Genomic DNA, 21,917 nt, shown 5'->3' with positions numbered 1-21,917 from the left:
GCTGTACAGGTAAGGTCGAAAATAACGCCGCCCATTTCTTCTGTATCCCCCACATGCTCGTTCTTGTTGTAGTATATATCGCTAATGTTTTTTCGCCCCCGGAACAGCGCATTGAGGAAGGCTATCAGCAGGTCTTTGCTTGGCTCTGAGGAAAATAATTTTTTCCAGCCAAAATCAGTCAGCGGGTCAATATACCGGCCTATTGGCGCAGCAATCTTCTTTTGTGTTTTTGCCATAAGCAAAATTAACTGCTTCCTGAGGTGATTTTATAGAAAACATGCCTGAATAAACTAATAAAAAATGGCAGAAATAGTGCGTCTGCCATTAGGGTGCTGCTTATAAATATTGGCCGGAAATTTAATTTATGACCAGCGGATATTTAAGATTTTCATACTGTGACAGGTCAACTTTAATGCTGCCCACAGTGAGCTTTGATTGAATTCTTACCGGTAAATGGTTACTGTCGTCTGTAACCCAAACTGTCATGTCTTCGCCGCCTTTAAATGCATTGCCTTTAAGCAGTAAAGGCTGCAGTTTTATAGTCTGAAATTTTCCGTAATTGGTGCTCACCGTTTCTTTACCCACGTATTTTATATACATGCTGTAAACATTGCTTCCAAAAAACATGCTGAAAGTGATCTTATCGCCCGGCTTGTATTTTGAATAATCAAGATTCCTGGCGAGATAAACGGAACTGATCACATCCTGAACATTTTCGGGCACATTATAAGTTCCCTTTTTGGTAGTGGCCGTATTATTGTGCTGATTGAAAATAACCTCTTCATACTTCCTGTATTTGCCTTCGCTCACATTGCGCACAAATTTTACGGGTTGCATATTGTCTGTATTAAGGTAGCTTTCATAGCGGTCGCGCACTTTAAATATCCAATCGTATTTTGAATTGGTTGACCCTACACCCACCAAATGGTAAATATTGGCATTGGATGTGTTTGCCCGGTTTACTGAAAAAGAAGCCGTGCCTGCATTAAAATAAATGCCTGCCACAGTATAATAAACGGTAAATATTATTTTTTCACCCGGTTGAAAAGAAAAATTCTGTGCCCGCAGGCCTGGCGCCATCCATAAAAGCATCCATAAACAACCAAATTTCTTCATTACAACCTCCATTCTTTAAATATGCAGGGCAAAGTTCGTATTTTTTCTAAAGTTAAACAATCGTTTAACTTTTACATTGCAAATTGCCGCTCCTAAAGACAGGCATTCCGGCCATATTGTAACGTTAGTGTTTGTTAAAAATTTTTTAATCCGGGAAATTATTAATGGTCACTCAGCAACTGCGCATAATAGGCTTCAAGAAAAGGCTTTCCCAATGCATTATAAGGCGTCCAGACCTGCTCAACCGGCAACAGCACCTCAACTGCTTCAGGATCTGGAAAAGTTTTATAATCAAAGCGTGTGCTTTCCGTACTTATATAACCTGTGTAATAATACTGCATATTTTCAGAAAGCGCATATTGCAGCTTTTGAAGTATCAGTAATTTTCCCAGGCTGTACGAATGGTACTTCGGGTGATACATATTCATAATGCCGGCAATGGCTTTATAGCCCTTGTCAAAATAACCGGCGGCAATCAATGTATTTCCGTCAAACACTTTTATCATCATAGCATCAAATGGCTCAGGCACTTCCGGCTGGTGCAGGTAACTGGTACAGGAAGCAGAAGCTTCAAACCGAACATGCTTTTTATATGCTGCATACAGGGCTTCTGTTTCATCATCCACGCTGGCAGGCAGAATGCGGGCCTTAAAACCGGCGCATTTTTTTAAAATGCTTTTGGCAGCGCTTTTTAATACGGCGTTTTGAACTGCGGTGCGCAGCCAGAATACCGGTATGGTTTTATAATCGCTGTTAATAATGGTTTCATTGCAGGTAAACATAAGATGCTGCATGCGGTAATAACCGGCCGCCAGCAATTTATCGAACAGCTCATTTTTAAAGCCTTCTTCCGGTGCAGATATATAATGTAAACTATTGCTCATCTCAATGCTAAAATAGCCTGGTTAATTAATTGTAATATAAGAACAGATTTTTATATCCTGCACCAAGTTTATATGCAGAAGCATATTTTTACAAAAGTATTTCTTAAATAAAATAAGGGTAAGTGTTATTAGAATCATTGCATAAAATTTTGCCTGCAGAACGAATTAAAACCAGATTGATTGATGTGATAACCTATGCCTCCGATGCGGGTTTTTACCAGCTTATACCAAAAGCGGTGGTACAACCTGTAAACGAAGACGAAGTGAAGCAGCTTTTTACATTATCTCATCAATATAATATACCGTTGGTTTTCCGGGCCGGCGGCACAAGCCTTTCAGGCCAGTGCATTACCGACGGTATTTTAATTGATTTAAGTAAGTTCTGGAACAAGCTGGCAATTGAAGAACAGGCTGCAAGGGTGAGGGTTCAGCCGGGCATAACCGGCGCTATGGTGAACACTTATCTTAAAAAGCACGCCTGCAAAATAGGCCCCGATCCTTCCAGCATATCGGCGGCCATGATGGGCGGCATTTTATCGAACAATGCCAGCGGCATGTGCTGCGGGGTGCGGTTTAATTCTTATCATACCACAAAATATATCCGCTTCATATTGCCCGATGGCAATATGTATTCAACCGAAGTTGAAGCAGATTATGATCGCTTTATAACAAACAATAAAACACTTGCCGGCGAATTATCAAACCTGCGGAATGAAATCTTAAACAAAATTGCGTTACGGGATAAAATACGATCGAAATATCAAACAAAAAATACGGTTGGTTATTCACTGAATGCGCTGGTGGATTATGTGCGCCCGCTTGATATGTTTGCTCATTTATTAATTGGTGCAGAAGGCACGCTGGCTTTTATTGCAGAAGCAGTGATGAAAACAATACCTGATCTTCCTTATAAATCAACGGCGCTTTTATATTTTACCGATATATATGCAGCCTGCAAAGCTATTGAACCGCTGATAGCTGCCGGGGCGGAAATGGTGGAGCTGATGGACAGGGCTTCACTGCGCTCTGTTGAAAATGTAAAGGGCATTGACCCTGTAATTAAAACATTGCCGGAGCCTGTGGCTGCTTTGCTGGCAGAATTCCAGGAAGTGGATGAGGCATTGCTGAACAACAGGGTTGATGGCTTCTTAAACACGGCAAAAGATCTTTCTCTTTTAAATAAGCCGGCCTTTACAAAAGATGCGGCGCAAAGGGAATTTTACTGGAAGATACGCAAGGGGTTGTTCCCGGCTGTGGGCGCAGTAAGGGCAAGCGGCACCACGGTTATTCTGGAAGATGTTGCTTTTCCCCTGCATTTACTGGGTGATGCCATTCTCGACCTGCAGGCTTTGTTTAAACAGCATCAATATAACAATGCCATCATTTTTGGCCATGCAAAAGATGGCAATATTCATTTTGTAATTACGCAGGCTTTTAATACAAATGATGAAGTGGAACGCTACAACCGTTTTATACATGATGTGGTTGAGCTGGTGGTAAAGAAATATAATGGCGCATTGAAAGCTGAACATGGCACCGGCAGAAATATGGCGCCTTTTGTGGAAACAGAATGGGGCGGGGAAGCATATACCATAATGAAGCGGATTAAGGCGGCGGCTGATCCAAAGAATTTATTGAATCCCGGTGTTATTATTAATGCGGATAAAGATGTGCACATTAAAAACCTTAAGCCATTGCCTCCGGTGGAAGAAGAAGTGGACAAATGCATTGAATGCGGTTATTGCGAGCATAAATGCCCGAGCCGCGACCTTACGATGACACCAAGAAGGCGCATTGTGGCCAGGCGTGCACTGGCGCAATTAAAGGAAAGCAATGAAGCCTCATACAAACAGCTTATTAAAGAATATGATTACGATGGCCTTGAAACCTGCGCGGTGGATGGCTTGTGCGCCACAGCATGCCCCGTTGATATTAATACCGGCGATCTTGTAAAAAGATTGAGAAGGGAAAATCATTCTGCGCTTCAAAACAAAATTGCATTATGGGTGGCAAAGCATTTTGGGTTTGTTGAAAGATGGGTGCGGCTTGCCCTGCAAACGGGCAAAGGCATTAATAAAATTGCCGGCAAACATTCCATGCACCGCATAACAAAACTGGTTAAGAAGATCATTCCGGGCATGCCGTTATGGTCTGATTACCTGGATAGCCCGCCATCTTTAAAACCATTATATGCAAGCGGCCTGCAAAGCAATGCTGAAAAAACAATTGTTTACTTTCCTGCATGCATATCAAGAGTGCTGGGCAAAGGCGGAGGCGGTAAGAAAAGCATAATGGAAACCTTTATGAGCATATCAGAAAAAGCAGGCATCAATGTAATTATGCTGAACAATATTGCCGGCGCCTGCTGCGGCCAGATATTTTCATCCAAAGGTTTTTACCCGGCCTACCGCTATACGGCCAACAAGATTGCTGAACGTTTATGGATTGACAGCAAAGAAGGAGCATATCCCGTTGTAATGGATGTAAGTTCCTGCACCTATACGCTGCATCATATTCGCGGAGCGCTCACACAGAATAACCGGGCGCGTTATGATAAGCTTACCATTATTGACAGTGTGGATTATCTGCACGATTATATTTTGCCTGCTGTATTACCGGTTACCCGGAAAAATAAAATTGTATTGCATCCTGTTTGTGCGCTGGAAAAACTGGGCATTCGCCACAAGTTTATAAATGTGGCCAATGCATTTGCCAGTGAAGTGAACGTACCTGTGCATGCCGGTTGCTGCGGTATGGCCGGCGACCGTGGTTTTCTTTTTCCCGAGCTTACGGCTGCTGCAACAGCGCCTGAAGCAGAAGAAATCGGCAGGCATGAATATGACGGTTACTACTCATCTACCAAAACCTGTGAAATAGCTATGAGCGAAGCTGTGAAGAAAAATTATGAATCTGTTTTATACCTTGCTGATGCGTGCATATCATAACATCAGCGGGCAGGAATGAACCGGCATGATAAAAAAAGCGGGAATAAGCCGGCTGCACTTTATCCCCGCTTGTAAACCCATCTTATGCCCGGCAAGTATTAGCGCACCTTTGTATAAATATGCAACCTGCCATTAGGGCTTATTTTGAGCACCTGTGATGCATCCCTGGTTGCAACCTGTACATAATAGCTGGCATAACCGTAAGTGTCAATAAACATAATGGCATCAGTAACGGCCCAGTTGCTGTATTTTTCTTTTAGCGCATTTGCAACCACTTCCGGCAGGTTATTCCTCGAAATTTGAATGCTGAACCCTATCAGTTCATTATCGTTACTGTAAAAAACCATCGCCTGCTGGTTCTTAAAATTAAAGCTGGCCTGGTTGTAAGTGGCTTTGCTTACCCAGCTTACCTGGCTGCACTTTCTGAATGCGTTTGACAGGTCGTTAAATAATTTTGTGTCAATAGCTTTTGGGCTTGCAAAAGATGAAACGCTTAAAGCAAACAATAGTGTTGCTGTTAAAATTATGCTTCTCATTGTTTTTTAATTTTGTTCTGCCTGTGGCAGATGTTAAGAAATATTGTTTTGCCAAACTATATTTCAAATCGTGTATCTGTTTCAGTTAATAGTTGTTAATCTGCTGATGAATGGCGGGAAATGTAACTGGCCGGTTAGAAAAAATGATCAATGCTGGTGAATGATTTCACGGCTGTTTTTCAGAGGCCTGGAAACTGTTCGCTTTTGAAACAATACATGTACTGATAGCGATACAATATAAAAAAAGGGTTATTTATTAATCCACGCTTCAATGGTTCCCGGGGATACTTTGTTGCTTTTAAGACGGACTTTTTGCAGTGCCAGTGAATCCTGCGGATAATACTTCCTGCACACGTCCTGTACTTCTTTTGCAATAGCTGAATCGGTACCGTGAAAATATTTCACTATGTTTTTAAAAGGTTTATCTATGGTTTCAGCAGCAGGCACTATAAAACCCGTATCTCTTAAAGCATTCATACAGTCTGTAAGCGCCTGCGGCCTGTAGCTTGAGCTGACCTGGAAATAAATGGTTCCCCTGTATGCCTTGTTTATTTGCTGCATGGTTTTTTGATACCGCTCTGCCCGCTCCGTTATGGAGTCATTATTTGTTTTTAAATAAACATGCAGTAACATACTGAAGATTATGGTAAGGTACTGAAGCTATGCCTGATGTTAAACCATCGTCCGCGTTCTGTATTCATCTTACCTTAGCTTTTTCAGAATGGTTGCAGCATATTAAAACACCTGTATGCTGCAGTTAGAAAATGGCCTGGTAATGATAGCCCGAATGAGTGATTTTATTTCAATAAATATTATGTAGCGCTTTCAAAGAAGTGTATGTACACCATCAATAAAATTGTTTCAATACTGAATACGGATGCAGGCATCGCAGATAACAGCCATATTATTGAGCAACTGTTAACTGACAGCCGCCGGCTTATTTTTCCATCCACCACTTTATTTTTTGCCATCGTAACGCAAAGAAGAGACGGGCATAATTACATTAGGGAAATGTATGACCGCGGCGTTCGGAATTTTGTTGTGCGCCGCCATCATTTTGATACCGCCGCATTTGCAAATGCCAATTTTATTTTTACAGATAACACATTAACGGCGCTGCAGGCACTGGCTGCTTATCATCGCAGGCAATTTAATTATCCGGTAGTTGCCATAACGGGCAGCAATGGAAAAACAATTGTAAAAGAATGGCTGTACCAGTTGCTGTCTGCTGATTATAATATTGTGAGAAGCCCCCGCAGCTATAATTCCCAGCTTGGCGTGGCATTAAGCGTTTGGCAAATGAATGCCGGTAACAGCCTGGCCATTTTTGAAGCCGGTATTTCCATGCCGGGCGAAATGGAAAAACTGGAAAATATCATTCAGCCAACCATTGGCATTCTTACCAATATCGGCAGTGCGCACAGCGAGAATTTTATTTCCGCTGAACAGAAAACTGAAGAGAAGTGCAGGCTGTTTAAAAATTGCGCAACGGTTATTACAAATGGAGATCATGCATCAATTGTAGAAACAATTCACAAAAGCTCAGTGGCCAATATTATTGCCTGGGGCAATAATGATAACAATGCCATTCAAATATTTTCGCGCTGTGCACACGAAGATCATGTGGCTGTGGAATTAAGGTATGATAATGTTATTCATCAATTCAACATACCCTTTACAGATGAGGCTTCTGTTCAAAACGCTGAAACCTGCATTGCCGTTTTGCTGTACCTGAATATTCCTGCAGAAGAAATTAATGAGCGCCTGCAGGCATTGCAGCCCGTTGATATGCGGCTGCAGTTAATTCCTGCCATTAATAACTGCGCCTTAATTAATGACAGTTACAATTTTGATATTGCTTCGTTTGCCGTGGCGCTCGATTTTGTGCAGCAGCAAAACCAGTTCACACATAGAACCGTAATCCTTTCAGATGTGCCGGGCGACGGTAATGGCGCATACACGGAAATAATTTTTATGCTGAAGGCAAGGAACATCAACAGCGTTATTGTAATTGGTGAACAATGGAAAACATATTTCTCTTCTTTGAAAGAGGTGGTTAAGGATAGTTATTATTATGCTTCCACCAATGATTTTCTCGACAGGTATTCCACCAGTTTTTTCCGCAGCCAGGTTATATTGCTTAAAGGCGCCAGACGGTTTGGTTTTGAAAATATTGCAGCTGCGCTTCAGCAGAAAGTGCACAGAACGGTAATGGAAATAAACCTTACCTCTATTGTTCACAATCTGAATGAATACAGGAAATTGCTGAAGCCCGGCGTTAAGATAATGGCCATGGTGAAAGCGTCCGGTTATGGCAGCGGCAGCGCCGAAATTGCGAATGTATTGCAATATCATAAAGCAGATTATCTCGCTGTTGCTTATGCCGATGAAGGTGTTGAACTGCGCCGGGCAAACATTCGCCTGCCCATCATGATTATGAATGTGGATGAAGAAGCGTTTGAACAGGTTATCCAATACAACCTGGAGCCGGAGATATATTCAATCAGCATTCTCAAAAGCTTTGATGCTTTTCTCAATAAGCAGGGCTTGCAGTATTATCCTGTTCATATTAAAATTGATACCGGCATGCACCGCCTTGGTTTTGGTGAAGATGAAACAGATGAATTGATTGGTATGTTAAAAGCGGGCAACCGCCTTGCGGTAAAGTCTGTGTTCAGCCACTTAGTGGCAGGCGAAGATGCGGCTGAAGATGCATTCAGTTTCAGGCAGGCTGAAAAGCTGGAAGCGGCATGCGGCAGGCTGGAAGCCGCACTGCATTATCCCTTCCTTAAACATATTTCCAACTCGGCGGCAAGCATTCGCTTGCCGCAATTGCAGCTTGATATGATACGCCTTGGCATTGGCCTGTATGGTATTGACAGCAGCAACAGCCATGTACTCAGCCTGCAGCAGGCTGTAACGCTTAAAACAACCATTGCGCAATTAAGAAAACTGCGATCAGGCGATACGGTGGGATATAACCGCCGCGGTAAAATACAGGAAGATGCCATTATAGCCACATTGCGCATTGGTTATGCAGATGGTTTTCGACGCGCTTTAAGCAACGGTGTTGGCAAAGTTTTTATTAAGGGGAAGCCGGCGCCCGTTGTGGGCTTGGTTGCCATGGATATGGCGATGGTTGATGTAACCCATATTAATGATGTGGAAGAAGGGGACGAGGCGGAAATTTTTGGCAGCCACATCAGCGTAAGCGAAGTGGCAAAAAGCTGTGGCACCATTGCTTATGAAATATTAACGGGCATAAGCGGAAGAGTGAAAAGGGTGTATATTGAAGAATGAATATCGGTGTGCTGCATCTCCCGGAGATTCGCAAAAGCGCAGGCTTTAAACTCTTTGAGGCTGTTTAAATTTTTTCGCACGGAGAACGCAGAGCCGGCAGAGTCGCTTCATTGCTTTGTGTACTCCTTTGCTCTGTGCGAAAAATCGCTAAAACCCTGTAAAGGATTAAATTTTAAACAGCCTTTTAGAAATTGTTTGAAAATGATAACCGGGATTTTGCATAATGCTAAAAAATATAAAGGAACTATGCCTTCGTTCCACAGCGGGGGAATCTCGTAGCCGGGTTGTGTGCAATACAGCATAAGCGTATAAAAACCGGTACCTGCCGAGTATGAGATGCTCGGTCAGGCCGGGCATGACGATGCCGTTGTTGTGTTTTATGCGTGACTTCTAATATATGAGGACATGCCGGGCGTATTGAAAATTATATTTTAGGCAACTGCTTACAAATAAATAAACCTGTATAAAGTTTCAGGGCGCCACTGTTAGCATAAAATAAACCGCTTCGTATGAGGCATCCCTCTCCGCTTGTGGAGAACTTGCCCCGATCCTTCGGGGTAGAACGAGGGTGAGGGCCTATCTTTTATCCAGTGTAAACCCGGTTGTAGTGCCCACATTTTCCTTGCTGCGCACATGAATGCTCTGGTTATGCGCTTCTATAATATGCTTGCAAATGGCAAGGCCCAGGCCTGTGCCGCCGGCATTACGGCTGCGGCCGGTATCTGTGCGGTAAAAGCGTTCAAAAACCCTTGACAGGTGCCGCCCGGCTATGCCAATGCCATTGTCGGAAATTTCAATTAGAATATGCTTCTCATCCGTATTATAAATACCGGCAGTTACATGCCCGTCGGTTTTGCCATATTTAATGGCATTGTCAACAAGATTAATTAAAACGCGGGATATTTTCTCCTTATCGGCAAACACTTCCACCGGTTGTTCGCAACCTTTTTTTATGCTGCAATGAATATTTTTTTCAGCTGCTTTTTTTGAAAGCGTTTCAAATACTTCGCGTATCACTTCCTGCATCACAAATTTCTTTTTGTGCAGTAATTGTTCGCCGCTTTCAAGCCGGGTTATCTCATCAAGGTCGTGCACGAGGTCAACCATGCGGGTAACATTGCGGGATGTGTTTTCAAGAAATTTTTTTGCTATGGCAGGATTTTCCATCGCCCCGCCCAGCAGGGTGTCAACATAACCCTGTATAGCGAAGATGGGGGTTTTTATTTCATGGGCAAGGTTCTGGAGAAACTCGCGGCGGTAGCGTTCATTGTTCTTCAAATCATCAATTACAGCGGCCTGCTGCTCTGCCCATTTTTCAACATCGTTGTTCACTTCTTCGATACTTTTCTTGGGCAAAATATATTTCTGGTAAATCTCTTCGCGCTTATTGGCTTTTGTTTGGTAAATGTATTTATAGATCACTTTTATTTTCCTGTAAATAAATTTGTTTAAAACAAAACGGATGAGGAAGAAAGCCAGCATAAATATAATAGCCAAAGCAATTAAAGCATCTATCCAGTTAAAGCTAATGATATAAAATGCAATGCTTACAGGAACTGCCAGGCAAACGGCCGTGAATAAAGAGAGTTTATCCGGCGATAGATTTTTTGTATTGAACATGCATCCCCTTTTCTGCCCGAATATAAGATGGATAAAGGGCCGGGCATTCCTTTATTTAAAGTTAGCTTAAGCTGTGCTCGGGCTCGTATTCAAATTTATAACCTACGCCTTTTATAGTGCTTATGCAATTAACGCCTATCTTTTGCCGTATTTTTCTAATGTGCACATCAATGGTTCTGTCGCCCACAATTACTTCATTGCCCCACACCTGTTCCAGTATTTCGTTTCGCAGGAAAACACGGCCCGGCTTGGTTGCAAGCAGGTGCAATAATTCAAACTCTTTTTTTGCCAGCACTACCGAACTGCCATTTACGGCAACGGTATATTTGGAAGGGTCAATTGTAATATTACCGGCTGCTATCACATTGCTTTCCTCGCCCTGCGTGCGCCTGAACAGGGCATTTACCCTGCTTAATAATATCTTGGGGCTTACCGGCTTGGTTATAAAATCATCAGCGCCGGAATCAAGCCCTTTAATATGGGAAGTTTCATCGCTTAACGCCGTTAACAGAATAATAGGAGCTTCTTTAAATTTAGGCTGTGAGCGCAGTGCCCGGCAAACTTCAATCCCATTCTTATAGGGCATCATAATATCCAGTATAAAGAGATCGGGGTTTATAAGCTTCGCTTTTTCCAGGGCATCATTTCCATCCTTTGCTGCATACACGGTATAACCTTCTTTTGTAAGGTTGTAAGAGATTATCTCAAGAATATCCGGTTCATCATCTGCTATCAATATAATTTTATCTTTTGGGCTCATTAACATAAAATTTACACAAAAATAACCTGCTGCCAAAAACCTGCCACATTCATATTATTATCTTATTGTTAAGGGTATGGCATAATATTAGTCATATTTTTGCACGGTTTATCTTTTGCAGTTATATACTGCTGCTGTTTTGAGATATGAAAATGAATATGCTAGAAATGAAAAAAGCTTACCCGCTATTGGCTTTTGCTTTTGTTTTCCAGGGTTTTACCATGGCGCAGTCTGCTGCCAAACCAGATATTCCATTGGTGCGTGTTTATTTTCATGAAAAAATAGACAGCACGCAGAAACTGATAAAAAAACTTGACGGAAAGAAAGATGACGACTCTTTTAAGCCATCTGATAATGATGATCTGAATAACCGCTTAAATGATGCATTAACTGCACAGGTTGATGCGCTGCAGGATGAAATAGAAGCCAGCAAAATTGCTGATAATAACGATAAGATACGGTACCTGCGCGGGCTGAATGAAGCCCTGAGGCGGTTTTACGCCGGGTTCAGGTATCAAACAGTTAAATCGCCTGTTTTACTTGAAGTTGTTTCCGGCTATAAGAATTGCATGGAGCTTGACCAAAAGAAAAGCTCCATTTTTCCTGAAATAAAAAAACATAGTTATGACGCCGGCGATATTCTTGTAAACTCTTATGCTTTTAATGATAATGAAGGCTTGAATGATTCGAAAGATTTTTTAACGCTGAAAGTGTGCAGCGAACATCCGGAGCGCATGATGACGGTGCTTAGCGGCAACCCCGATTTTGTGTATGCCGACAGCTTAATAGTAGTGGCAGCGCATACAAGGCCGGATGATCTTTATACGTATGCCGGCGCCTATAATAAATTTGCAGAGCGCATAAGGAGCAACCCGGACAGCCTTGTTCAGCTTATATCCCGCATTGCCAAAATGCCCACAGGCCGCATGTTTTTTCCTTTTCTGGATAACCTTTCAAAAAATAAAATAAGCTTTGAACAGGTGGAAACAGCATTGAAAGATGATGCGAAATATTATGCATTGCTGGTAAAAACGGAGATTGATTATGCCGACAGGGTGCGCCGGCGCGATACACCCATTTCCATGATTGCTTTGCAAGGCAAGCTTACCGATAAAGCCAAAGAAGTATATGTAAATGTGATTAACGGCCTGCATGAATCGCCGGATAACGTGCGCTTTAAGAAGATAGCCAACCTTACGCCGGAAGAATTGTATTATCTCGCTGTAATGACGGAAGATGAAATTTATACCAGCAGCTATACGCACGGCGTTTACCCGTTTATATGGAAGGAAATGAAAACAAATAAAGGCGGCGACAGCCTTTTGCTGAGGGTAAGGTTTGACCACTTCAGGAAATGGATTAAAATGGCTGCCAATTATAATACGCTGGATGATTTTTTAAAAAGAATGGATAAGGGCAATGCCCAGATATTAATGAAAGCATTTGTGAACGGCCTTGAAAAATCGCCTACGCTGGAAGATGCAGTTGACGTGGCCGATTCGTATGCGAGCATTGATGACAAAGCTATACAGGGTCTTGTGTTAAGCCAGGTGCAATACAACCTGGAACAGTCTAAGCAAAACGTCAATACAAAAGCGGAGAACATTTATAATATTTTAAATACGCTGTTTCTTTCTATTGATTCATCCAATCACATTAACCTGTCGGAAAAATTGGGTATTCCTCCCATTTATTTTATGCCGAATAAAGATATGCGTGATGATAGCGGCAGAATAATTATTCAACAGTTCTTTTATGGAGACGAAGACGGTAAAACCTACTTCCCTTTATTTGTAAACAGCTTTAGAAATGCAAACTGGAAAATTCAATCCAATAACCAGTGGGTAACCATAACATCAACCAAAGGCGTTCCCGTGAGCATATATTCAAACAAGCCTTTGGATGAAAAGCTGGGCCTTGATGCAGAAGCGCAATCTGCCTTAAACCAGTACTTGTATGACAGGGATCTGAACCCCACCATGGTTATTCACCGGGGGCATAGTTACTGGCTGCCTTCCACATTAGACCAGTTAAGTGATTCTGCCAGGCTCGTTATGCTGGGCAGTTGCGGCGCTTACCAGAATTTGAATAAGGTGCTGCAAATTTGCCCTACGGCACAGATTATTTCATCAAAACAAACAGGCGCCGGTAATATAAACCAGCCAATGATCAACACGATAATAGATGAATTAAGGCAGGGGAAAAATCTTGACTGGCCTTCTATGTGGAAACGCTTTGGCGCATTGTTTAATCATGGAGACCTGTTTAATGATTATGTGCCACCTTACAGAAACCTCGGCGCCGTATTTATAATGGCTTACCAGAAAGAACAGATGAACGAAGAGAATTAATGCCTTCTGTTTTCAGCCTGCACAATTACTTTCTGTAACGTAGCAATTCACTTTGCCTTCATGGGTTAAAGAAAGAGGAAAAATGAATTAAGGTTTTGCACGGGTTATATTCCCGTCAGAAGTGATTATGATCATCTTTTCGCTTTGCAGGTAATTAAGCACAAGCCACAGGTTTTCTTTTTTGATGTGCTTGTATTCATCCAATATATTTTGAACATTGGCGCTTTTGCCGGCGGCCCTGCTTAATATCGCCTCTTTAATTGTGCTGAATGCTTCCCGGCTTAATGCCGTCGATTTTCTTTTCAGGCAATTATCGCAAATGCCGCAATCGCTTATTTCATTATCGCCAAAATAATTTCCAATGAACCTGCTGCGGCAAACCAATGTTTCCTGCATAAAGCGCAGCATAGTTTCCATGCGCTTTGTAAAATCAGCCTTACGCCGGCGGTATCTTTCATGATTGATGACAAGATATTGCGCCGGGGCTCGGTTTGTGATGAAATAGATTTGCGGCGTATCTTTTTGCAGTGTGTAATCAATTATATGAAAAGCCTGAAGCTGCAGCAATTTCTGCTTTACCTCATCCGGAGAAGTTTTGGTTAAACGGCTGATCAGTTTTTCGCTGATGGAGACCTTGTTGTCATAAATGCCTTCATACGTTCTAAGCAAACATTTAATAACAGGCTCTAACCGGGGATGCGCATTTTCAAAATCAAACAACAATGCTTTTGGCGCAGTGAATTCAACTGTGGAAGCAATAAAAACCGTTTCATTAAAGCTGATATATCCTTCCTGCTCCAGCATCTTTAAAGTGCTCATAGCGGCAACTACATCAAGCTTAAAGTTTTTAATAAATTCGTTCAGGTTAAAGCTGTAGTAGTTGCCTTCGCCTATGCCAACCGGTATTTGCAAATAATCAGCCAGGCATTGATAAATCCTTTTAATTTCTTTTATAGGCGGAAAATGCAGTTCCGGCAGGCGTTTCAGTTCCTTTTCATCTTCCGCATTATACAATAAAACGGTATATGCTTTTTTGCCATCGCGGCCCGCACGCCCGGCTTCCTGGTAATAGCTTTCCAGGCAGTGTGGCGCATCATAATGAATTACGGTTCTTACGTCAGGCTTGTCAATACCCATTCCAAAAGCATTGGTGCAAACCATTACGCGCGTTTTATTATGCAGCCAGGCTTCCTGTTTTTCACTGCGCGCTTCAAGCGTTAAGCCTGCATGGTAAAAATCTGCATTGATATGCTGAAGGTGCAGCAGCTCCGTGATTTTCTTTGTGAGCTTCCGGCTCCTGCAGTACACGATGCTGCTGCCTTTTACATTGCTTAAAATTTCAATGGCTTTGTTTATTTTACTGTCAGCCTTAAATACAGAATAAGAAAGATTTGAACGCAAAAACGATTGCCTGAATACCACCGCATCTTTTAATTGCAGTTTGGCTTTTATATCATCTAATACAATGGGCGTGGCCGAGGCGGTTAAGGCAAGCAACGGCGCCTGTACCAAATCTCTTAACGCCGCAATTTGCAAATAGGGCGGCCGGAAATCATAACCCCATTGCGATATACAATGCGCTTCATCAATCGCAATGAGGTTAATATTTAATGATGGGAGAAATTCTTTAAACAGCCTGCTTTGCAAGCGTTCCGGCGAAACATACAGGAGTTTATAGTCGCCATGAGCAGCGTTTTGCAAAGCCTGCTTCACCTCGTAAAAAGTTAAGCCTCCATGCAGGGCAAATGCGGGAATGCCTTTTTGCCCGAGGCTGGCAACCTGGTCTTTCATTAAGGCTATCAGCGGGCTTATTACAAGGCATAAGCCTTCATGTATTAGTGCCGGAACCTGGTAACATACTGATTTGCCACCGCCGGTGGGCAACAAAACGATCGTATCTTTTTTGTTTAAAACAGATTGAATGATGGCTTCCTGTTGCGGCCGGAAAGATTCATAGCGCCAGTATTGCCGGAGTATGGACAGGGGAGAAGGCATGCTTGTTAATAAACTTCATCGTGTGGGCCAATATCAATCAGTATTATTTTATCAGCCTCTATTTCAAGAATAACCCGTAAATCATATTCTATTGAAATAGCATAGTACTTGTGCAAGGCGCCTTTTAACTTATGTAATTTAAGAGAAGGATGATTTATATCCTGCGATATTATGAAGAGCTTTTGCATTACTGTAAAAGCTATATCTGAATTTTTTGATACAGCTTTTTTAAATGCCTTTTTGAATGGAATTGAAAATTCAACTTTCTTCATCCATTACATCTTTAAACCACTGAATAATTTCTTCAGGTGTTGATGCCACATAGGTTTTTCCTTCATCGTGCTCTTTTCGCGCCTCCTTAGCAGCTTCAAGTATTTCATTTATTCTTCTTGAAGCTTTTTCTTTTTTTAATGCGAGTTCATATTGTTCTATCTCTTTGTCAGAAAGGTTATGTAATTCTTTTGCAAAATCAGTGAGCATGCTTAAATTTTTTTAAAATTACACCATTCACACCACTTTCTTCCAGTTCAGCCTTACAGAGTTTATGGCCAGCACCACATCGCTTAAGCCCATTACCAATGCACCAAATGTTGGCGTTAAGAAGCCCAGTGCAGCCACCGGGATGGCAACAACATTATACAAAAATGCCCAGAATAAATTTTGTTTGATAGTAATATAAGTATGCTTGCCCAGGCCTAAGGAAAGCGGCAGGTTTTTCAGGCCGTTATTCATTAAAACCACCTGTGCGCTTTGCACGGCAATATGCGAAGCATCGCTCAATGAAATGCCAACGGCCGCCTTCGCCAGGGCAGGGGCATCATTAATGCCATCGCCCACCATGGCTGTAGGCGCAATTGCATTCAGCTTAGCCACCCATCCTGATTTTTGTTCCGGCGTTTGTTCGGCAATTGCTTCATCAATGCCCAGCTGTGTTGCCACTGCCTCGGTTTTATCTTTCCTGTCGCCGCTTAATAAAATGGTTTTGATGTTTTTTGCATGCAGCATTGCAATCACATCTCCCGCTTCCGGCCTTATTTCATCCGCTACATCCACCCATCCTATCCATTCATTATTGCGGATGATGTAAACATTGTGCGATGCATCATCCGTTAAATGTTTGGCTGCGTTATAAGAGCCGGCAATATAGGTGCTGCCATTAAGCCCGGTAGCCTGCATGCCCAGCCCTTTCACTTCATCAATATGGCTCCATTTTATTTCATCGGGTCTTTGCCATGCAGCGCTTATGCTTTTAGCAATGGGATGATTGGAAAATTTTTCAAGCGAATAAGCTATGCGCCTGCCCTGCTCTTCGTCAATAAAGAACATATAACCGGTTATGGTAAACCGGCCGGTGGTTAAGGTGCCGGTCTTGTCAAATATTACCTGGCGTATATTATTAAACACTTCCAGGCTTCTTGCATTTTTAAATAATACGCCGCTGCGTGCGGCCCTGCCCAGGCCTACGGCAATAGCAGCCGGCGTGGCCAGCCCCATTGCACACGGACAGGCAATAACCAACACCGCAATGCTTCTCAACAGGCTTGCGCTTGCAGTATGATCTCCTGAAAAATAGTTGGCTAAAAATGTAATAACCGCAATGCTTAAAACAACCGGTACAAACACGGCGCTTATTTTGTCGGCAAGCTGTTGTACCGGTGGCTTTTCTGTTTGTGCATTGCGTACCATTTTTAGTATATTGCTCAATACAGTGTCTTCGCCAATAGCTGTAACTTTTGCTTTCACCGTTCCGTTTTCCACCGTGCTGCCGCCTATGAGTTTATCGTCCGGTTTTTTTTCAACAGGCACGCTTTCGCCTGTAAGCAATGCCTCGTTTATACTGGCTTCGCCCCAGATAATCACGGCATCCATCGGCACAGGCTCACCCGTTTTTATTAAAACCATATCGCCTACTTTAAGTTTGGTATTTTCTATTTGTATGGTTTGTTCCTGCTGCTTTTCATCATATACAATTTTATTGGCCATTGTTTTTTGCGTAATGGCTAATTTCTTTAAGGCCGACTGGGTTGTTTGAACAGATTTATCTTCCAGCCAGTTGCCCATAAATACCAGGGTGATGATGGTGGCCGTGGTTTCATAGAACATAAACTGTTCAGGCTGGCTGGTAACAGTTCCATATAAGCTGTAAGCAAATGATGCAATGGAGCCTATTGAAACCAGCACATCCATATTCGGCACGCCGCCCAGCAGGCTTCTTATGCCGCTTTTACCAAAATACATCATGCCGGCAATAAATACCGGCAGCGTTAAGCCCAGTTGTACATACGGGTTCATTAAAAAAGATATATGCACACCAAGCATGTGCAGGAATAAAGGAGCGGCAAATACAAGGCAGAAAATAAAGCGTTGAAAATTGTTGCCGAGCAGTTTTTTTGATTTGCTTTGATGCGCATGCATGTGATCATGGCCTTCAGGCATATCATGATGGTGATGTTGCTCAGGCACTACCTCATAGCCAAGCCGCTCTATGCCCCGCCTTATTTTTTCTTTGGGGATGCTGGCATCTTTATCAAAGCTTACATCGCCGCCTATGAAATTCACTTTTATATTTTTCAGGCCTTCTTTTTCCAGGTATTTATTGATGGATAAAGCGCAATTGGTGCAGCTCATTCCTTTAACCTTCATGTTTACTGATTCCATACAGAAATTTTATATAAGCGCTTATGTATTTGCAAAATTACCCAGCCGTTTTTTCTTTATGAAAAATATAAAATCAACCATGTTGCATTTTCAATCGTTTATTGTTTAAAACGAGTAATTTGCCGGTATGAAAAGAACCATTTACCTGCTGCTCTCACTTGCTTTTACAATATCGTTAATGGCACAGCCTGCCAAAAAATATGTGCTGGTGATACACGGTGGCGCCGGCACCATTCTTCAATCTTCCATGACGCCTGAGAGAGAAGCATTGTATAAGCAAGGCCTGCAAAATGCCCTGAATGCAGGCAATGCTGTTTTAAAAAACGGTGGCGCTGCCTTAGATGCAGTTGAAGCCGCTATAAAGATCCTGGAAGATGATTCTTTATTCAACGCAGGCAAAGGCGCTGTATTTACCAATGCGGGAAAGAATGAATTGGATGCCTCCATCATGGATGGAAAAACATTGAAAGCCGGCGCTGTTGCGGGTGTTACGAATATTAAAAATCCCATTACGGCTGCACGTGCGGTAATGGATAAAAGCGAGCATGTGATGATGGCAGGCAAAGGCGCGGAAGAATTTGCTGCGGCCAATGGATGCACGGTTGTTGACCCTTCTTATTTTTTTACAGCTTCAAGATGGAGTGGCTTGCTGGCAGCAAGGCGGGAAGATTCCTTAAAAGCCCTGCATAAAGATTCAACCCACACATTGTTACGGCAACCTGGCAACTATGATTATAAATATGGAACAGTGGGCGCTGTTGCCCTGGATATATATGGTAACCTTGCTGCTGCCACAAGCACCGGCGGCATGACAAACAAACGCTTTGGAAGGATAGGCGATTCGCCTGTAATTGGCGCCGGCACGTATGCTGATAACAATACCTGTGCCATAAGCTGTACAGGCTGGGGTGAGTTTTTTATTCGGTTGGTGATGGCCAAAACCATTAGCGACAGGATGGAATTTGCGCATCAGAGTTTAAAAGATGCAGCCGATGAAATGATTATGAAGAAACTGCCTGCGCTTGGCGGCGACGGTGGTTTAATAGGCATAGACAAAGAGGGCAATATTGTAATGAGCTTTGATACGGATGGTATGTACCGGGGCTATGTAAAATCGGATGGCGAAACAGGCGTGGAGATTTATAAATAAAGCGCATTGTGCAATGTGGTTTTAATTGCAGCCGAATGTTTTGTAAAACTAATCCGGCGCAACTGAAAGCAGTACAAATGATGTTAACCAAAAATTACCTGGCATATACTATATACTGCTATGGCATGCCCTTTACTCAATTCCCTTCACCTGCATCTCTATAATATAAACTGATTTAGATGCGGTAATAAATAAGATGTTCTTATCCCTTCCGCCAAAGCAAACATTGGCTGTCCAGTTTTCAGGCACATCAATATGTTCAATTTTCTCACCGGCGCTGTTGTAAATATTCACACCCTTGCCGGTTAAATAAATATTGCCTTTTGCATCAATCGTCATTCCGTCCGATGCTTCGTTGGCAAACAATGTTTTATTGCTTAATAAGCCGTCAGCATTTATATGATACCGAAAAGTTTTACCCACGCCCATATCGGCCACATATAAATAATTTCCGTCGGCAGTGCCGGTAATGCCATTGGGTTTAACAACGGTGCTGTCAGCCAATATCAGTTCTTTTTTACCCGGCGGAAGAAAATATAATTTTTCACCGCCCAACGCAGCATCAGGCTTTGTGCGGCTCCAGTAATTGCGCTGGTAATAAGGGTCTGTAATGTATATGCCGCCCGTAAGCCTGTTCACCCAAACATCATTCGGGCCATTTAGAATATGGCCTTTATAATTATTTACCAAAACGGTAATTTTTTTATGCTTATCAATGGCAATGAGCTCATCGTTTTCGTCGGCGCAGCTTATTAAATTTCCTTTGGCATCAAAGTACATCCCGTTGGAACGTTTTGCGCCCTGCATGAACAATGACAGCTTTCCATCTGTATCATACTGCCATATATCATCATTTGGCTGATCGGTAAAAAATATATTACCCGCTTCATCAGTGGCAGGGCCTTCTGTAAAAGAAAAACTGCTGTCAATTAAAGTGAGTTTCGCTCCCGGCATTGTTACCTGAGCACCTGCAGATATAGCAAAAACAATCGTGGATAAAAACAGAGATATGCTTTTCGTCATAAAAATTAAAGTTTTGAAATTAGTAACTTCTTTTTGAAACCTGTTTATTACCTTGCCGCGTTCTACTATAAAAGATAATTATGGCAAAAATTTCCGGCAATATCTTAATTATTGATGATGAGCGCTCCATAAGAAAAACCCTGAATGAAATTCTTTCTTACGAAGGTTTTAAGATTGATGAGGCGGTTGATGGCGAAGAAGGCCTGAAGATGTTTACTGATAGAGCGTATGATGTTGTGTTGTGCGATATTAAGATGCCTAAAATTGATGGGCTTGAATTTTTAGTGAAGGCGGCTGAAATAAACCCCGACGTGCCTGTGATCATGATCAGCGGACATGGCACGATTGAAACCGCAGTGGATGCTGTAAAGAAAGGCGCTTACGATTATATTGCCAAACCACCTGATCTTAACCGGTTGCTGATAACCATCCGCAATGGGCTTGATAAAAATTCGCTGAGCAAAGAAGCCAAAGTGCTGCGCAAAAAAGTAACCGGCGTGCAGGATATGATCGGTGAAAGCGATGGCATGAAAAAAATTAAAGACACGATTGAAAAAGTGGCGCCAACCGATGCGCGGGTTTTAATAACCGGCGAGAACGGCGCAGGTAAGGAAATGGTTGCCAAATGGCTGCATGCGAAAAGTAAAAGGGCAGATCAGAGTTTAATTGAAGTGAACTGCGCGGCCATACCTTCTGAACTGATAGAAAGTGAATTGTTCGGCCATGAAAAAGGTTCATTTACCTCTGCCATAAAACAACGCATCGGCAAGTTTGAACTGGCCAATGGCGGCACCTTGTTTCTGGATGAAGTAGGCGATATGAGTTTGCCCGCGCAGGCTAAAGTGCTGCGGGCATTGCAGGAAGGCAAGATTACCCGCGTAGGCGGCGATAAGGAAATTAATGTGGATGTGCGGGTAATTGCCGCCACCAATAAAGACCTTTTGAAAGAAGTGGAAGAAAAAAACTTCCGTATAGATCTGTATCATCGTTTGAATGTTATACTCATTCATGTGCCTTCGCTTAATGAACGCAAGAGTGATATCCCGTTGCTGATAGATAAATTTCTTAAAGACATTGCAGAAGAGTATGGCCAGGCAAAAAAAGAAATTGATGCGAAGGCCGTTGTTGCTTTGCAGCGCCATAGCTGGACGGGCAATATACGTGAGCTGCGCAATGTGGTGGAAAGGCTGGTTATCTTATCCGGCAAAACCATTACAGAAAGCGATGTTACCAGCTATGTGCTTATCTGAGTAGTTTGAGGCAATGTCTTAACTATTAACGCCCTGCAAAAAGGATGAAGTGATTTATGCCATGGCAGACGGCTCTATGGTGTTTACCCGTGAGAAGGGCTGAAAAGGGGTAAAAGTGGGCCGTATATTTAAAAGCTCATCCTGCATACATGCAGACGGAAAAGAAGGCCGGATAAGCAATTCCCAATACTTAGCTTATTTGGATACTCATAAAAAATTCACCACAGAGATGGAAAAATACAATATATCTGAAAATAGTTTGATTGTTCTATTTCTTAACTCAACTCCAAAATTGAATATTGGAAATTGCCGACAGGGTTTATTTCTAT

General features: G+C 42.4%; 17 protein-coding genes. 5 read left to right on the top strand and 12 right to left on the bottom strand.

The window, feature by feature from the left end; genetic code table 11:
- The 3 genes from QM629_RS12675 to QM629_RS12665 form a co-directional block, all read right to left on the bottom strand.
- Positions 1–236 (bottom strand): PD-(D/E)XK nuclease family transposase (locus tag QM629_RS12675; protein ID WP_415160247.1); only part of this gene is annotated, 236 nt, incomplete at its 3' end.
- Positions 237–357: 121 nt separating this feature from the next.
- The gene (locus QM629_RS12670) at positions 358–1,116 is read right to left on the bottom strand and encodes a DUF3108 domain-containing protein (RefSeq protein WP_415160246.1); all 759 of its coding nucleotides are present in this window, start codon (positions 1,114–1,116) and stop codon (positions 358–360) included.
- Positions 1,117–1,277: 161 nt separating this feature from the next.
- Entirely contained in the window at positions 1,278–2,000 is a 723-nt protein-coding gene (locus tag QM629_RS12665) for a hypothetical protein (RefSeq protein WP_415160245.1), read from the bottom strand.
- Positions 2,001–2,149: 149 nt separating this feature from the next.
- Here QM629_RS12665 and QM629_RS12660 point away from each other — a divergent pair, with 149 nt between their 5' ends.
- On the top strand, positions 2,150–4,945 hold the full coding sequence (locus QM629_RS12660; protein ID WP_415160244.1) for an FAD-binding and (Fe-S)-binding domain-containing protein: 2,796 nt from the start codon (positions 2,150–2,152) through the stop codon (positions 4,943–4,945).
- 98 nt (positions 4,946–5,043) lie between these two features.
- Here the strand turns inward: QM629_RS12660 and QM629_RS12655 are convergent, their stop codons facing one another.
- A complete protein-coding gene (locus QM629_RS12655; RefSeq protein ID WP_415160243.1) occupies positions 5,044–5,481 on the bottom strand; it encodes a hypothetical protein in 438 nt (145 codons plus the stop codon).
- A 249-nt stretch (positions 5,482–5,730) separates the two neighbouring features.
- Positions 5,731–6,114 carry a hypothetical protein gene (locus QM629_RS12650; protein WP_415160242.1) on the bottom strand — a complete coding sequence of 128 codons (384 nt, stop codon included), beginning with the start codon at positions 6,112–6,114 and terminating at the stop codon, positions 5,731–5,733.
- 204 nt (positions 6,115–6,318) lie between these two features.
- Here QM629_RS12650 and QM629_RS12645 point away from each other — a divergent pair, with 204 nt between their 5' ends.
- Positions 6,319–8,781 (top strand): bifunctional UDP-N-acetylmuramoyl-tripeptide:D-alanyl-D-alanine ligase/alanine racemase, encoded by a 2,463-nt coding sequence (locus QM629_RS12645; protein WP_415160241.1) that lies wholly within the window; start codon positions 6,319–6,321, stop codon positions 8,779–8,781.
- 576 nt (positions 8,782–9,357) lie between these two features.
- Here the strand turns inward: QM629_RS12645 and QM629_RS12640 are convergent.
- Positions 9,358–10,401: a sensor histidine kinase gene (locus QM629_RS12640; RefSeq protein WP_415160240.1), complete on the bottom strand. Its 1,044-nt coding sequence runs from the start codon at positions 10,399–10,401 to the stop codon at positions 9,358–9,360.
- A 61-nt stretch (positions 10,402–10,462) separates the two neighbouring features.
- The gene (locus QM629_RS12635; protein WP_415160239.1) at positions 10,463–11,161 is read right to left on the bottom strand and encodes a response regulator transcription factor; all 699 of its coding nucleotides are present in this window, start codon (positions 11,159–11,161) and stop codon (positions 10,463–10,465) included.
- 167 nt (positions 11,162–11,328) lie between these two features.
- Between QM629_RS12635 and QM629_RS12630 the strand changes: the two genes are divergently transcribed.
- Complete coding sequence (locus QM629_RS12630) at positions 11,329–13,512, top strand: hypothetical protein (protein ID WP_415160238.1); 2,184 nt, start codon at positions 11,329–11,331, stop codon at positions 13,510–13,512.
- An 87-nt stretch (positions 13,513–13,599) separates the two neighbouring features.
- On the opposite strand, the gene QM629_RS12625 is transcribed toward QM629_RS12630, so the two are convergent.
- From QM629_RS12625 to QM629_RS12610, 4 genes are read right to left on the bottom strand one after another with little or no spacing between them, the layout of a single operon-like run.
- Positions 13,600–15,507, bottom strand: a complete 1,908-nt coding sequence (locus tag QM629_RS12625) for an ATP-dependent DNA helicase RecQ (RefSeq protein WP_415160237.1) — start codon at positions 15,505–15,507, stop codon at positions 13,600–13,602.
- A 5-nt stretch (positions 15,508–15,512) separates the two neighbouring features.
- The gene (locus tag QM629_RS12620; protein WP_415160236.1) at positions 15,513–15,779 is read right to left on the bottom strand and encodes a type II toxin-antitoxin system YafQ family toxin; all 267 of its coding nucleotides are present in this window, start codon (positions 15,777–15,779) and stop codon (positions 15,513–15,515) included.
- On the bottom strand, positions 15,766–15,987 hold the full coding sequence (locus tag QM629_RS12615) for a hypothetical protein (RefSeq protein ID WP_415160235.1): 222 nt from the start codon (positions 15,985–15,987) through the stop codon (positions 15,766–15,768). The genes QM629_RS12620 and QM629_RS12615 overlap by 14 nt, the downstream gene beginning before the upstream one ends.
- 27 nt (positions 15,988–16,014) lie before the next feature.
- Positions 16,015–18,165: a heavy metal translocating P-type ATPase gene (locus QM629_RS12610; protein WP_415160234.1), complete on the bottom strand. Its 2,151-nt coding sequence runs from the start codon at positions 18,163–18,165 to the stop codon at positions 16,015–16,017.
- A gap of 127 nt (positions 18,166–18,292) precedes the next feature.
- Between QM629_RS12610 and QM629_RS12605 the strand changes: the two genes are divergently transcribed.
- Positions 18,293–19,315, top strand: a complete 1,023-nt coding sequence (locus tag QM629_RS12605; protein WP_415160233.1) for an isoaspartyl peptidase/L-asparaginase family protein — start codon at positions 18,293–18,295, stop codon at positions 19,313–19,315.
- A gap of 132 nt (positions 19,316–19,447) precedes the next feature.
- Here QM629_RS12605 and QM629_RS12600 read toward each other — a convergent pair whose 3' ends face one another.
- The gene (locus QM629_RS12600; protein ID WP_415160232.1) at positions 19,448–20,338 is read right to left on the bottom strand and encodes an SMP-30/gluconolactonase/LRE family protein; all 891 of its coding nucleotides are present in this window, start codon (positions 20,336–20,338) and stop codon (positions 19,448–19,450) included.
- 80 nt (positions 20,339–20,418) lie between these two features.
- Between QM629_RS12600 and QM629_RS12595 the strand changes: the two genes are divergently transcribed.
- Entirely contained in the window at positions 20,419–21,588 is a 1,170-nt protein-coding gene (locus QM629_RS12595) for a sigma-54-dependent transcriptional regulator (protein ID WP_415160231.1), read from the top strand.
- Positions 21,589–21,917: the final 329 nt, after the last annotated feature.

Origin of the sequence: Parafilimonas sp., assembly GCF_047606085.1 — a bacterium.
Taxonomy (GTDB): domain Bacteria; phylum Bacteroidota; class Bacteroidia; order Chitinophagales; family Chitinophagaceae; genus Parafilimonas.
Note: the sequence above shows the minus strand (reverse complement) of the source record. Positions and strands in the feature narration are given on the sequence as shown.